Below are 14,111 nucleotides of genomic sequence, written 5' to 3' on the forward strand. Positions count from 1 at the left end.
GCTTCGGGATGAGTGGGAACACACTGGGCGTGCTGGGCTCCGACGTCAAAGTGGGGTTGGCCGACGGGACGAAGATCGCCTACGCCAACCTGGACTACGCGGCGAGTGCGCCATGCCTGCGCGAAGTGGCCGACGTGGTGGGGGAGCTGCTTCCGCTCTACGCGAGCGTGCACCGCGGTGCCGGTGCGCTTTCCCAGCTGTGCACGGAAAAATACGAAGCCGCCCGCGAATCCGTCACCACGTTCCTCGGCTGCCGCCCCGACGACGCGTTGGTGTTCACCCGCAACACCACCGACGCACTGAACCTGCTCGCGCACGCCGTTCCGGCGAACACCGTCGTCATCACGTTCGAAGGGGAACACCACGCGAACCTCTTACCCTGGAACGAAGTCGTCCGGCTCCCCGCGCCTTCGTCGCCAGGTGAAGCGGTCTCCGCCGCTACGAACGCGCTTTTAAAGCAGGACAAGGGCCCGGTGCTGCTGGCCGTCACCGGAGCGTCCAATGTGACCGGTGAGGTCTGGCCGCTGGCCGAACTCGCCGCCACCGCGCACCGCTTCGGCGCCCGCATCGCGGTGGACGCCGCGCAACTCGCACCACACCGGCGCATCGACATCGCCGCGCTTGACCTCGACTATGTGGCTTTCTCCGGCCACAAGCTGTACGCCCCCTTCGGCACCGGCATACTCGCGGGCCGCGCCGACTGGCTCGACCGCGCACGGCCGTACCTCTCGGGCGGCGGCGCCACCGCGCACGTCGGTGACGCCCCCGGCGACGTCCGGTGGGCGTCCGGTGCCGCACGCCACGAGGCGGGCTCCCCGAACGTCATCGGCGCCGTGGCCCTCGCCGCCGCGTGCGATGCCCTCGCGGCGGCGGACCTGGACACGGTCCGAGCCGAGGAGGACGCCCTCATGACCCGGCTGCACGACGGCCTGGCGGCGATCCCCGCGGTGCGGATACTGGGAGCAGGCGGCAGCTGGCCGGACAGGCTGGGCATCGTCTCCTTCACCGTCGACGGCGTCGAGACGCGCACGGTGTCCACCCGCCTGGCCGCCGAATTCGGCATCGGCGTACGCGACGGCCTCTTCTGCGCCCACCCCTTCACCCGGCGGCTGTTGGACCAGGCGGGCGCGACCACGCCGACCGCGGTGCGCGCGAGTATCGGCATCGGCACGACGTCCGAACACATCGACCGGTTGATCACCGGAATCCGGGCCATCTCCGGGACTTGAGTAGCGAGCCTATCGCCGGAACCAGCGCCGCCGCTTTTCCGTGGTGCCGGACGGCTGTAGCCCCAGCCTTCCGGTCAGGAAGAAGGTCCCTGTCACGATGTTGCCGCGCGCGGGTGGTTCCTTGAGGGCGGTGGTCGCGATGGCGACGTCGACTTCGATCGCGGCGATGGTGCGGACCCGGATCCGATGGAATGCCGCACCGGTAACGGTGTTCACGGGAGTTTCGGCCTCGATGACTTCGCCGGCGAACAGCGCGTGCGCGGAGGGCGTCCAGTCGGACGCGGGCTCTGCGAGCGCGAAGGTGCCGGAAGGGATGAAGTGGTCGGCGGCGAATTTCGGCCCGTCGTCGCCCTGCGAGGCGTAGTAGGCCTCGGCGTCGGCGTGCACGGTGACGTCTTCTGCCAGAGCTGCCAGCACCAGGGATCCGGTCTCGAGCTGCCCGCCGGCGTCGGCGAGAACCGCTCGGTCCTCCAGTTCCACCGCGATGGGACAGACCATTTCCCCCTCGACGCCGTCGAGGAGGTCTAGCGTCGCGGTCTCGTCGTCGACGAGGCGAACGTCGCGCACCGGTACCGCGGGAGTCGTGCCTGCCAGACACGGCAGGAGGTACTCGATCCCGCGGTTGCGGACCTGTGCGACCAGCCGGGCACCCGAAGCATCAGTCCAAACATGTTCACTGAGCTTTGCGGCGACCTGCCGGGTTTCGCCCATACCGACCAGGGAAATGACCTTCTCCCCGAACTCGTCCTGGTCGGTGAAGCCGATCCCGATCGCCTCGAAGTGGCTCGACACGCGCATTCCCCCTGTTTCGTTGTCCGCTGGAGATTACCGACCAGGCCGGACAAGGTCATCCAGGTTTACGTGAGGTACTGGCTGAACCGCCGCTGCGGGTCGTACGCCGCCCAGCCCGGGTCCCCGGTACCGGCGAACGCGACCCAGGCGCCGTGCATCCGGGCCGCGAGGCCGTCCGGGGCGGGGTCGGGACCGAGCAGGCCAGTGTCGCCGTGCAGCCAGGGCTTGTCGGCGATGTCGAAGACGAAGGGCAGCTCGACGGTGTGGGCGGCGCCGAGTCGTCCGTTCAGGGCCGTCGAGCGATATCCGAACGAGTAGACGTGGGTGCGGCCGCCCGAGATCTGTGCGTGGGCTTGCGCCATGCGGGCCGTACCGGCTCCGAACAGAGCCTCCCCGAGCACATCGGCCTCCGTGGAAGACTCCCGATTGCCTTGCGGCGCAAGGTAAAGGTTTCCCTCTTCGGTGTTGGTGCCGATCAACAGATCCACGTCGCGGGCCGGGCCGTCCGCGAGACCGTCGGCGGGCTGAACCGGCAGGACCAGGCTGAACGGGCTGAGGCCTGCCAACGGGTCTGTCGCGGTGCTGGTGCGCAGGTCGAGTCCGGCCAGCGCGGGCAGGACTTCGAGGAAGCGCTCGTCCGGGATCGCGGCGAAGGCGTCGGCGGCCGGTTCGACGCCCAGCGTGGCGGCCGCCGTGGCGGTGACCCGTCGCGCCTGTTCCGGGGTGAAGGCGCCGGTGCCGCTGCCGCTCTGGATGATCGCCCGCCGGAACAGTCCTTTGGCTTCCGGCGTCGCGAGTAGCACTCCGACGAGGGTGGCGCCCGCGGACTGGCCGGAGATCGTGACGTTGTCCGGGTCGCCGCCGAACGCCGCGATCGTGGCGCGCACCCAGCCGAGCGCGGCGAGCACGTCGAGCAGTCCGCGGTTGGGCGGAGCGCCGTCCAGGTCGAGGAAACCGGGGATGCCGAGGCGGTAGTTCACCGTCACGAGGACGATGCCGTCGCGGGCGAACGCACTGCCGTCGTAGAGCGCGGCGCGGTTCGAGCCGGTGACGAATCCGCCGCCGTGCACGAAGACCAGGACGGGCCGCCCGCCGCTGTCGGCGGCAGGCGTGCGGACGTCGACGGTCAGGTACTCCTCGCCCCGGACCCAGCCCGGCCCGAAGTAGGGGGTCATGTCGAGCTTGCCGAAGTCGCGGACCGGTTGGGGAGCCGTCGGCGAAGGCCGGGTGCCGTCGCGGACGCCGGACCAGCCCGGATGCGGTGCGGGCGGGGTGAAACGGCGGGCACCGATCGGTGCCGCCGCGTAGGGGATGGCACGGTAGAACTCGCCGGAGTCGTCGCGGGCGCCGCGCACGGCGCCCGCCGGGGTTTCGACGACGAGGTCTGCGTACTGGGTCATGGGAAACGCTTCCTTTCCTGGACTATCAGGAGATGCGGGAAAAGCCCGCCCACTCCTTGATCGCGAACTTCGACCCGTCGCGCTCGACCTCCGCGGCGCCCTGGCCTGCGAAGTGCGCGGGGAAGACGAGTGCGTTGGTCTCGGCGGCGTGGCCGAGCAGCTTGTGCCGGGTGGCCCGGGACTCGGCCGGGTCCTCGCAGAAGCAGGAATTGGTCTCCGGCTCCACGATCTGCAGCGCGGTGTGCACCAAGTCCCCGACGAACAGGGCCCGGTCGGCGCCGGACTCCAGGGCGAGCACCGACGAACCGGGGGTGTGCCCGGGAGCGAGATCGAGCCGCAGGTTCTTGTCGATCCGGTACGACCCCTCCCACAGGTGCGTCAGCCCCGCCTCGTGGACCGGCGTGACGCTGTCCTCGAAGACGTTCTGGTTACCGCGGCCGAGCACCGTCTCGTGCTCGTTGGCCGGGTCCCAGAACTCGAAGTCCCGCCGCGTCATCAGGTACGTCGCGTTCGGGAAGGTCGGCACCCAGGTACGGCCGTCGAGCCGGGTGTTCCAGCCGACGTGGTCGATGTGCAAGTGGGTGTTGACCACGATGTCGACGTCCTCGGGCCGCACCCCGGCGGCGGCGAGGTTGTCGAGGTAGCCGGTGTCCTGGCGGCTCCACACCTGCGCGTAAGGCCGGTCCTTGTGATTGCCGACGCCGGTGTCGACGAGGATCGTGCGCCCTTCGCTGCGCAGCAGCCATGACTGGATCGCCGAGTGGCATTCGCCGGTCTCCGGGTTCCAGAAATCGGGCGCCAGCCAGCCGCGGTGCTCGTCCCACGAGCCGTCGGGGCTGTCCGGGAAGAACTGGCCCGGACTCATCTCGACCGAGCCGTAGAACTCCTTGACGCGGGTGACGGTGACGTCGCCCAGAGTGATCTGATCCATGTGGTCCGTCCTCGGTTCGGTGAATATGGAGAGGTAAGGCAAGGTGGCGTGATGCCAAGGCGTGTCGCGAAAGCCACTTTCGCGACGCCAGATGTCCCGAAAGTGGCTTTCGCGACACGACCACCCAGCGGCCCCCGGTCCTTGGACACTCCGCCCGACAGGACACGTTTGACCTTCGCCTCAATAGAACCGAGCCTGGACACGGGAGCGCGCACGAACCAGTCCCGCGTTGTCCTACCCCTCACAGGGGGTGGCTGGGATCGGGCCGCGCGCCGGATACTGAAGGTATGGACGGACCTGGCCCACTCGGCGACTTCTTGCAGGCCCGACGCGCGCTGCTACGACCGGCAGACGTCGGCCTGCGCGACCTCGGGCCGCGACGGCGGGTGGCCGGGCTCCGGCGCGAGGAACTGGCCCAGCTGGCGGGCGTCAGCGTCTCGTACTACACGAGGTTGGAGCAGGGGCTGTCCCGCGGGGCCTCGGCCGAGGTGCTCGAGGCGATCGCCCGCGCCCTGCTGCTCGACGACCACGAACGCGAGCATCTCAACCGGCTCGCCGATGCCGCCCGCCACACTCCCCGCCCGCGCCGCCCCCGGCCCGAGAAACTCGCCGACGAGACACGGGACCTCCTACGCGCCGTGGACGGCGTCCCGGCGCTGGTGCTCGGCCGGAGGACGGACGTACTGGCGTGGAACACCCTCGGGCACGCCCTGCTGGCAGGCCACCTGGACTTCCACAGCCCGGACAACCCGGCGGAGCGGCCGAACATGAGCCGGATCCTGTTCCTGGACCCGCACTGCCGGGAGCTGTACACGGACTGGAAGCGCAAGGCCCGCGCGGTGGTCGGCAACCTGCGGAGCACCGTCGGCAGGCACCCGCAGGACCCACTGCTCGCGGAGCTGATCGGCGAACTGACGATGAAGAGCCCGGAGTTCGTCGCACTCTGGGGTGACCACCGCGTGGCACCCTGCGACGCCGCGTCCTACGACCTGCACCATCCCGTCGTCGGCACGGTGACCATCACGCAGCAGACCCTGTCGATCGCCCGCTCGCCGGAACAGATGCTGATCGTCTGCACGACCCCCGCCGGATCCCCGTCCGAGGAGGCTCTCGCGCTGCTTCGGCAGACGAACGAACGTCGCTTGTCCTATGTGGACACTCCACTGAGCGCGAAGGCGGGTTTGTCTTGAGGTTCCTGCTCCTGTAACGGCAGCGCACAGACCTGCGGCGGACGGTGCTGACCCGCCGGAGCACCGCCCCGGTGCTTGCCTGCTCCGGGGCGGTGACCGGTCAGGGCAGGATCTTGCCCGCTCCCGCGCCGGCGGCCACACTGCCCTTCACCGCGCTCGCGGACTCGAGGCTGTAGGAGTACGGAATTCTGGCCACCGTTCCGCTCGCCTGCGGTGAACCGGATCCGGTGAAGAGGTTCCCGCGTTGCACCAGGGTGCCTGCCGGCGAACCCGCGTAGCCGACCAGCGTGGGTTCGTCGACGTTGTCGAAATGGTTGTTCTCGACCAGTACGCCGCCCTTGCAGGTGGACGCGACACCGTATTCGTTGTCTCGATAGTAGTTGTTGAACACGTGTACCGGATTGGCGAATCGCACACGCGGATGGCGTGTCCCCGAGCCGTCGAAGTAATTGTGGTGATAGGTCACCCGTAATTTGCCGATATCCTGGCTCCCGTTGTCGTCACTGTGCCCGAGCAGCATGGACTTGTTGTGCCCGTGCACGCGGTTCCAGGATACCGTGATGTAATCCGAAGCGCGTTTGATGTCGACGGCGCCGTCGTATCCGTTGGTGAACGTGTTGTGGTCGACGACCACGTTGGTCGAGGCCTTTTCGATGTTGATCGCGTCGTCGTCCCAGTCCCGGAAGGACAGGTTCTGGATCACCACGTTCTTGGATCCGCTCAAGGTCAGGCCGCAGCCGTCGATCGTCGCGCCGGAATTACCGAGAATGGATTTGTTGGAGCCCACCTTGAGCATGCCGGAGCAGGAAATGGTGCCGGAGACCCGCACCACCGCCGCCGTGGTTCCGCTGATCGCCGAGCTCAACGCGGACGCCGAGGTCGCCGTGATCGGTGGTGCGGCACCGCCACCGTGGGTGCCGCCGTTCTGGCTCGCCCAGCCGATCGGCGCCGCCTGCGCGGAGATTTCCGCATTGACGCCGGTGGTCACCACGGTCGTCGAAGTGACCATGGTCAAAGTCAGAATCGAAAGAAATCGAAAAGGACGCAAATTCATCACGCCGCCTCCTTGCGGTCGATGAAAACGGAATGTCCTAAAAGGATTGATTCGGATCCGATGGCGAAGTGCCGAGAACAGGAGACCAACGAACCGGCGTCACGTCAACCCTCGATCGCCGATTCCCGGTTCACACTGATGAATCGTGAGGCCAGCCGTGCCGCGATTCACCGATATTGCTCCAGGTGGTCGATCCGGCTTGACGGGAGCGCTCCCAGCTATCACGATGCGTTTACAAGTGTGGACGTCGTTCAGATATGTGAATCGAGATGTGATCATGAGCCTTACGCGCCGCAGCTTCGGATTCCTCGCCACCGCTGTGCCGGTGGCCGTCCTCGCGGGTGGACACCAGGCCGTTCAGGCCGCCGTGCCGGGAATTCCGGCGGCCATGCGCCGGGCCGCGGGGTTCTTCGACGAACAGCTCTCGTATCGCGGCGCCTATGTCTGGAGCTACCTGCCCGACCGGTCCCAGACCTGGGGTGAGATGGCGGCCGGCCGCACCATGTGCTGGGTACAGCCACCGGGAACGCCGTCGATCGGGCACAGCCTGCTCGACGCCTACCACGCCACCGGTGACGAATCCTTCTACCGCGCCGCCTCGCGCACCGGTCTCGCCTTGGCGGCCGTCCAGTTGCCGGTCGGCGGCTGGAACTACGTGCACGACTTCGCGGGTACGAAGGCGCTGCGCAAGTGGTACGACACCGTCGGTGCGAACGGCTGGCGACTGGAGGAGTTCCAGCACTATTACGGCAACGCGACTTTCGACGACGCGGGCACGTCCTCCGCCGCGCAGTTCATCCTGCGCCTCTACCTGGAACGCGGCGATCACCGGTTCCGCGTGGCCCTCGATCGTGCCCTGCGCTTCGTGGTGAAGGCGCAGATCCGCGGAGGGATCGCCGACGGCGGCTGGCCGCAGCGTTACCCCCGGTTCGCGGGGGCCGTGAAAGACACGCCATGGCCCGAGGTGCTGCCGCCGTGGCTGCCCGCCGACATCCGGCACGGCATGGAGGACGGTGACTACACCGGGCACGTCACCTTCAACGACGACGTCCTCGGCGAGAACATCAAGTTCCTGCTGATGTGCATGTCCACTTTGGACATGCCAGGCCTGGCCGGGCCGATCCGGCGCGCGATGGACTGTCTGCGCCGCCTGCAGCAGCCGGGCCCGCAGGCGGGCTGGGCGTTGCAGCACCTGGCCAGGGAGTCGGGCGGCAGGCCCGCGGGTGCTCCGGCGGGTGCGCGGTCCTACGAACCCCGCGCCCTGGCCACGCACACCACCCAGACCAATGTGCAGCAGCTGTTCCACTATTTCCGGCTCACCGGTGATCGAGTGTTCCTCGACCGTGTTCCCGAGGCCATTGCCTGGCTGGACAGTTGCCCGCTCACCGCGCGGCAGCACGCCGAGAACCCGTTGCTGGCCGGGCGAACCCATCCCACCTTCGTGGATCTGGAGACCAACCGGGCGCGGTTCGTCCACCGCTTCGGCTCGAACGTCCGCAACGGCGCCTACTACACCGACAACGACCACCGCGCGACGCTGAGCCATTATTCCGGCGGCCGCGTGATCGGCACCGCAGCCCTGCGCGCCACCTACGAGCAACTGCGTGCCCTCACCCCCGCGCAGGTCGACGACCTGAAGGCACGCTCGCCGCTCAGCGGCGTCTCGGTCCCGCTCCCTCGCTACTTCACCCCGCGCGAGCCTCAGCTCACCGACCTCTTCCTCGGTGCGCCGTCACAGCTGCCGGTCGTGTCGGACGCGGAGGCGGCGGCGCTGGCCGACGGGCTCGGCGGCAACGACTACTGGCTGACCCCGGCGGACGCGATCACCAACCCCTATCGCGGTCCCTCCCCGGCCACGCCTTACGTCGGAAAGGCGTATATGAGCAAGCATGTGGGCGACCTGTACGACACCTCGCCCTACGATCCATTCACGCCACCCGAGGAGCCGCCGTACCGGCCGAAGGAGCGGCCGCCGGTGATCAGCGCCGGCACCTATGTGGCCAACATGGGCAAGCTGATCTCCTGGGCCGCGGCCAGGTAGATGTGGCTCGGGTGCACCGGCAGCTCCGCAAGGCCCGCGAAGACGCGAAAGATGGGCCCAGCGTCGGTGACTTCTACTACGGTGAGAGTTTGATGGTGTCGTTACCGGCGTTGCCGTAGATCTCGCCGTCGTTGCCGTGCGCGCCGAAATCGTAGCCTTCCCGGCCGAGGGAGATGTTGTCGTCACCGAGACCGCCGTGGACGATGCCAAGGTTGGCCGCGCGGGTGTCCACGATGGAGTTGAACTTATCGTTGCCCGGCCCGAGGTAGATGGTGTCGGGCGGCCCGTCTTTTTGAGCGGGGTAGACACCGCCGAAGAAGACGTCGTCATTCCCGGCGCCGGCGTAGACGAAGACTGATTTCTCGCCATCGTTCAGGTCGGTGACATGACATTTGATGACGTCATCGCCGGGTGTGCCCCAAGATGTCGAAGTGGTCGCCCTTGTCGACGCCTCTGGTCGGCTTGCCGTTGACCGTGCGGACAGGTTCCTGCGCGGACGCGGCGGGCGCGACCAGCAACTGATCGGACGCATCTACCACACAGTGGTGTGACCGCCACATGGGATCGGGCTACTGGTTCAGAGCCAGCCGGATTCGCGTGCGAGGCGGATGGCTTCGACTCGGTTGCGGGCGCCGAGTTTGTGCAGGATGCGGGTCATGTGGTTGCGGGTGGTGCCGATGGCCATGTGAAGTTCTTGGCTGATGTCTTTGGCGGTGCTGCCGGTGGCGACGTGGCGCAGTACGTCTTGTTCGCGTTCGGTCAGCGGGTTTTGTCCGCCGCGCATCGCAGCGGCCAGGAGAGACGGCGAGATCACCAGTTCGCCGGAGTGGACTTTGCGGATTCCGTCGATCAGCGTGTCGATCGAGACGCCTTTTGGCAGGAAACCGTGGACTCCGGCGTTCAATGCTTCTCGGACGACTCCCGGCCGGTCCAGTGCGCTGAGCACGAGGACTCGGGTTTTCGGTGTGATGGTGCCGATTTGCCGGGCCAGAGTGAGTCCGTCGACACCGGGTAGGTCTATGTCTAGGACGGCCACATGCGGCAGAGAGGTCCGGAGAAGCCCGATGACCTGGTCACCGCGTTCGGTGTCAGCGACGACCTCGATGTCTTTCTCAAGAGCGAGTAGCGCGATCACCGCTTCCCGGAGTACCTGCATGTCCTCGGCCACCAGGACGCGGATAGGTGCCGGTGTCATCAGTCTTCTCCGATCGGTATCTCCGCCACGAGCCGGAATCGTGCGTCCGCGGTCACTCCGGATCGGACGCATCCGTTGAGCGCGGCGACCCGCTCGGTGATGTTCAGCAGTCCGCCGCCCGGCTCGCCGGGACGGCCGCTCAGGCCGTCGTTGTCGATGGTCAGCCGGAATACGTCGTCCAGCTGATCTACGGTTACCTGGCAGTTCCGAGCGCTGCTGTGCTTGAGCACGTTCGTGATCCCCTCGCGCAGCACCCAGCCCGCGACCCGGCCGATTCGGTCAGGCAAGGTCGTGCTCGCGCTGATGTGGCATCGCACGCCGGCGGACTCGAGTAACGCTGTGCCGGTGGCCAGCTCGTCGTCGAATATCGGCTGCCACTCGCCATGGGCGACCCGGCGGACGTCGTCGAGTGTGCGCTCCGTCATCTGCTGCACGCTCCGGATCTCCCTGGCGGCCCTGTCCGGGTCGGATGCCATCAGCTTCGCCGCGAGTTCCGCACGCAGACCGACCGCGGTCAGTTCCTGGCCGAGCGTGTCGTGCAGGTCCCGTGACACTCGCGCGCGCTCCTGGACCACGGCGAACCCGGCGAGCATGCCCTGGGCCCGGCGCACGGAGACCGCCAGTTCCGCCATCCGGACGGCCGTGTAGATGACGGCGCCCACCAAAAGATTGTGCAGCAGCAACCCCAGCATCCCCAGCCATGGAGGTGTCCAGTCCAGTACCACTCCGATGGCGATGGAAGCACCGAACAGCGGCCATGCCCAGGGTGCGCGCAGGGTGACCAGCACCGTGCAGCCGAACAGCAGCGCCGGGATCGTGGTGGTCGCGTGACATTCGCCGGCGGCGACGGCGGCGAATTGCAGTAGCAGGACTGGTATCGCCCATCGCCAGGAGGGGAGGCCTCGGCGTAGCCGCGTCAATGTCGCCCAGATCAGGATCGCCAGCGGAACGGCCATCAACGGCAGCAGATGTGCCACCGGCTCCAGATACCGGGCGAACGAGGGCGATATCTGGCGTAGCGAGTATCGCCACGCCAGCAGGCTCAGCGGAAACCCGATCTCGACGGCCACCACGAAAAACGTGGCCCGTTCTATGGTCCGCACGACCGGCTCCGTCTTCTTGTGGTCTCTGGCAGTCGAGTGAGAACCGGCTCGAGTCGGACGCGAGTCCGGCTCGGCTGAAGCCGGTCTCCCGAGAGCGGGACGAACGTTTCGCGGGACATCCCGCGTGGTGTTAGTCATCGGATGTCCCGACGCGTTCCCCCGTCACGGGGCGCAGGTCTCGCGACAACGGCCACGGTGACTGCACCAGGCTGTTCAGGGCAGTGTGAAACCTCACCGGTTGTCCTTTCCGGGCGGTCTCGCCCTTGTCGCGTTCTCCGGGCATGACGGAATTCGCGACATTCTGGATCGTGGCTTTGCCCTAAGCCCGGTTATTCATCCGGCAAGAGTCGCGGATCCGGGCACAACGCCCGCAACCGCTGGAGGATCGCCGCGCGACCGTGGGCGAAGATCGAGTCCCGGTCGAGTATCCCGGACCGTGTCACCACGGCCGCGCCGACGGCGTCGATCTCGAAAGCCAGCTGTTCGGGCACGATGCCTTCCCGCAATTCACCCGCGGCGACGGCATCGGTGATCAGGGAGCAGAGCCAGGCTTCCCATTGACCGGCGAGTTCGCGGATCCGGTCCCGCACCGCGCCGGGATGGTCGCGGAACTCACGTTCGACCATGACGAAGAAACAACCGCCGCGCAGGACACCGCGGTCGTAGAAGTCCAGTCGTAGCTCGTGAAGCCGCCAGAGCTTCAGTAGTGGGCTGGTGGCCGTGAGCGCTGGGTGAACGACCAGTTCGGCCCACTGGTCACGGGCATGGTCGATGGCCGCGAGCTGGAGTTGTTCCTTGTCGCTCCAATGCGTGAACAGCCCGGACTTGCTCACGCCGAGTCTGGCCGCCAGCTGAGCCATGCTGACCCCGCTCAGACCGTCCGAGGAAGCGAGGTCCACCACGGCGGCGAGGGCGACAGCACGTGACCGCTCACCGCGCAGTCGCCTGCCATCGGCGTCGTTCGAGCGATCGTGAGTGACCATGACCAGCACTTTAGCATTAAGTGCGACCAGTCGGTCTTTTTGTTGCCGCCGTCACTGTCGCTGCATTGAACCCCGGAAGTGACATTTTCGTCGTCCGACGGGAGGTAATGCACTGGTGGGCTTCCAGGGGTGCGGACGATGCTCGTCATCGGCACCACGAGTCCTGCATGCCGGCGGAGACGGCGGACAGGTACGTGTGGTGACCGGTGTCCGTTTTTCGCGGCTCGATCGGTTCGAGGGGTGCGGATCGCGTCGCGAGGACGCGAGTGCGGGGTGCCGGCGCTCGGGGTGGGCGCCCCGCACTCCTGGGCGAGTTCGCCTGATCTCCAGGGGAACTGGATAAGCCCGATCGTGGAGCAGTTATCGAGCTCCTGTGATGTCACCATCGAGGGGTGACAGGGGAACGCTCGAATCGGCACGGTTATCCGTTCAGGGCGGACTTGAGTTGCGCGACGTCGAATTCCGGCACCAGCGAGAAGGGCGAGCAGCCGTTCGCGACATCAACGTCACCATCGAACCCGGATCGATGGTCGCGATCGTCGGTGCCACCGGCTCCGGGAAGAGTACCCTCGCGCGGCTGATGTTGGGACTCTTCCCGGCGGATGCCGGACAAGTCCTGCTGGACGAGACGCCGATGGAAGAACGCGATCTGCGGATCCTGCGATCCAACTGTGGCATCGTCGCGCAAGACAGTGTGCTCTGCGGCGGAACCATCCTTGACAACTTGACCATGTACACCCCCGATGCCTCGATCGACCAAGTAGTCGACGCTGCCAAGATCGCCTGCGTACATGGGGACATCATGCGGCTGCCGATGGGGTATCACACCCCGCCCGGGGAGCGCGGCAGAGGCCTGTCCGGAGGACGGCTGCAAAGGCTCGCCATCGCCCGCGCCGTTGTCCGGTCCCCACGGCTTCTCGTCCTGGACGAGGCCACGAGCCACCTGGACACCATCACCGAACAACGCGTCCACGAAAATCTTGATCGGCTGCGCTGCGCCAGGATCGTCATCTCCCACCGGCTGAGCAGTATCCGGCACGCTGATCACATCATCGTCATGGACGGCGGAGCCATCACGCAGGCCGGAACCCAGCACGAGCTCGTATCGACAGCCGGTGCGTATCGAGACCTGGCTCAAGCTCAAGGCGCAGACTGGACTCGTCAAGCCGACCGGACAAATCAACGCGGCGCTTTGAACGCCAGTGGGTGGGCACACCAAGTGTGTGGGCCACGCCCGTCTCCGATTGGTTAAGGGGTTCAATGTAGATGCTGCGCGCCGCTCGTGGCCGAGCCGCCTACCCGCCGCCCGTCCCCGTCGACCCAAAACGTGCCGTCGGCCGTTGGACCTACTCCAATGTGCGCGACGTCCTCACCAACCCCATCAAAGAATGGATCCGGTCAGCGCAGCCTGTCCACGAACCGCTCGTCAAACTGGAAGATTGGCTGCAAGCTCAGGACACCAGCGGACACCGCTTCGGCTCCCGAAGTACCAGCAATACCAACGTCAACCACCCGCATACCAAGCGCAGCTACTTGCCGCGCACCTACCTGTTCTGCGACGCCTGCGGCCGACGCATGAACGGTAAGACCCGTCGCGGCCACGCATACTATGTCTGTGCACCGAAAAAGGGGTATGTCCCCAAAGGACATCCTGCCGCAGGGAGCTTCTGGATTCGCGAAGACGCCATCGTCACTGAACTTAACGAGTTCCTGTCCGCCCACATCTTCGGCACCTACCGCCGCAGCTTGCTGGGCGACACGGCCCGAACTCGGCTTCGCTGCTCAGCAGGAACGACAACAGCGCATCGATGCCTTGCGCCTGGAGATCGACGACAGCACTCGCATGATCAAGAACCTCGTCCGCAGCTTCGCGTTGGTCGACAAACCGACCAAGGACTTTGTCAGCGAGATCAACGACGAGCGCAACGGGCTTCACGAACGCGAATCTCAACTCGAAGTTCAGCTTGCCGAGGTTGAAGAGGAAGATCGGCAGGCGCCCAATTCCGATCTGCTTGACGCCCTGCCTGTGGGCGAGGTTCGGATCGAAGAGCTGCCTGAGGATGTCGCGCGGCGGCTCCTTGAAGCGCTACGGCTTGAGCTGCGCTACTGCAAGGATGCCAATCGGATCAAGTACACGGTCACGCTGCTCGGGCCGACGGTCCCGGCGGCACGGCAAGCTTCTCATGAGGCCGT

Annotated in this window: 13 protein-coding genes; 5 read left to right on the plus strand and 8 right to left on the minus strand. The window is 66.7% G+C overall.

What is annotated here, in order from left to right:
- Positions 1–8 precede the first annotated feature (8 nt).
- On the plus strand, positions 9–1,229 hold the full coding sequence (locus ACLJO0_RS05330) for an aminotransferase class V-fold PLP-dependent enzyme (protein ID WP_410576795.1): 1,221 nt from the start codon (positions 9–11) through the stop codon (positions 1,227–1,229).
- A gap of 9 nt (positions 1,230–1,238) precedes the next feature.
- On the opposite strand, the gene ACLJO0_RS05335 is transcribed toward ACLJO0_RS05330, so the two are convergent.
- Genes ACLJO0_RS05335 through ACLJO0_RS05345 form a run of 3 tightly spaced genes read right to left on the minus strand, consistent with a single transcriptional unit; the run spans position 1,239 to position 4,352 of the window.
- Positions 1,239–2,027 (minus strand): hypothetical protein, encoded by a 789-nt coding sequence (locus ACLJO0_RS05335; RefSeq protein ID WP_410576796.1) that lies wholly within the window; start codon positions 2,025–2,027, stop codon positions 1,239–1,241.
- A gap of 59 nt (positions 2,028–2,086) precedes the next feature.
- Positions 2,087–3,421 carry a carboxylesterase/lipase family protein gene (locus tag ACLJO0_RS05340; protein ID WP_410576797.1) on the minus strand — a complete coding sequence of 445 codons (1,335 nt, stop codon included), beginning with the start codon at positions 3,419–3,421 and terminating at the stop codon, positions 2,087–2,089.
- 25 nt (positions 3,422–3,446) lie between these two features.
- On the minus strand, positions 3,447–4,352 hold the full coding sequence (locus ACLJO0_RS05345; protein WP_410576798.1) for an MBL fold metallo-hydrolase: 906 nt from the start codon (positions 4,350–4,352) through the stop codon (positions 3,447–3,449).
- 287 nt (positions 4,353–4,639) lie between these two features.
- Between ACLJO0_RS05345 and ACLJO0_RS05350 the strand changes: the two genes are divergently transcribed.
- Positions 4,640–5,542 carry a helix-turn-helix domain-containing protein gene (locus ACLJO0_RS05350; protein ID WP_410576799.1) on the plus strand — a complete coding sequence of 301 codons (903 nt, stop codon included), beginning with the start codon at positions 4,640–4,642 and terminating at the stop codon, positions 5,540–5,542.
- A 100-nt stretch (positions 5,543–5,642) separates the two neighbouring features.
- On the opposite strand, the gene ACLJO0_RS05355 is transcribed toward ACLJO0_RS05350, so the two are convergent.
- On the minus strand, positions 5,643–6,338 hold the full coding sequence (locus tag ACLJO0_RS05355; protein WP_410576800.1) for a polysaccharide lyase family 1 protein: 696 nt from the start codon (positions 6,336–6,338) through the stop codon (positions 5,643–5,645).
- Between ACLJO0_RS05355 and ACLJO0_RS05360 the strand changes: the two genes are divergently transcribed.
- Positions 6,337–6,621: a hypothetical protein gene (locus tag ACLJO0_RS05360; protein ID WP_410576801.1), complete on the plus strand. Its 285-nt coding sequence runs from the start codon at positions 6,337–6,339 to the stop codon at positions 6,619–6,621. The genes ACLJO0_RS05355 and ACLJO0_RS05360 overlap by 2 nt on opposite strands.
- A gap of 252 nt (positions 6,622–6,873) precedes the next feature.
- The gene (locus tag ACLJO0_RS05365) at positions 6,874–8,637 is read left to right on the plus strand and encodes a pectate lyase (RefSeq protein WP_410576802.1); all 1,764 of its coding nucleotides are present in this window, start codon (positions 6,874–6,876) and stop codon (positions 8,635–8,637) included.
- Positions 8,638–8,713: 76 nt separating this feature from the next.
- On the opposite strand, the gene ACLJO0_RS05370 is transcribed toward ACLJO0_RS05365, so the two are convergent.
- The 4 genes from ACLJO0_RS05370 to ACLJO0_RS05385 form a co-directional block, all read right to left on the minus strand.
- Positions 8,714–9,169: a hypothetical protein gene (locus ACLJO0_RS05370; protein WP_410576803.1), complete on the minus strand. Its 456-nt coding sequence runs from the start codon at positions 9,167–9,169 to the stop codon at positions 8,714–8,716.
- Between the two features lie 45 nt (positions 9,170–9,214).
- A complete protein-coding gene (locus ACLJO0_RS05375; RefSeq protein WP_410576804.1) occupies positions 9,215–9,805 on the minus strand; it encodes a response regulator in 591 nt (196 codons plus the stop codon).
- Between the two features lie 26 nt (positions 9,806–9,831).
- Positions 9,832–10,935, minus strand: a complete 1,104-nt coding sequence (locus ACLJO0_RS05380; protein ID WP_410576805.1) for a sensor histidine kinase — start codon at positions 10,933–10,935, stop codon at positions 9,832–9,834.
- A gap of 329 nt (positions 10,936–11,264) precedes the next feature.
- The gene (locus ACLJO0_RS05385) at positions 11,265–11,918 is read right to left on the minus strand and encodes a TetR/AcrR family transcriptional regulator (RefSeq protein WP_410576806.1); all 654 of its coding nucleotides are present in this window, start codon (positions 11,916–11,918) and stop codon (positions 11,265–11,267) included.
- A gap of 526 nt (positions 11,919–12,444) precedes the next feature.
- On the opposite strand from ACLJO0_RS05385, the gene ACLJO0_RS05390 reads away from it, so the two are divergent.
- Positions 12,445–13,170, plus strand: coding sequence for an ATP-binding cassette domain-containing protein (locus tag ACLJO0_RS05390; RefSeq protein WP_410576977.1), 726 nt, complete (start codon positions 12,445–12,447; stop codon positions 13,168–13,170).
- The last annotated feature ends 941 nt before the right edge of the window (positions 13,171–14,111 follow it).

The sequence above is a fragment of the Amycolatopsis sp. lyj-108 genome, from assembly GCF_046549005.1.
In the GTDB taxonomy this organism is placed as follows: domain Bacteria; phylum Actinomycetota; class Actinomycetes; order Mycobacteriales; family Pseudonocardiaceae; genus Amycolatopsis.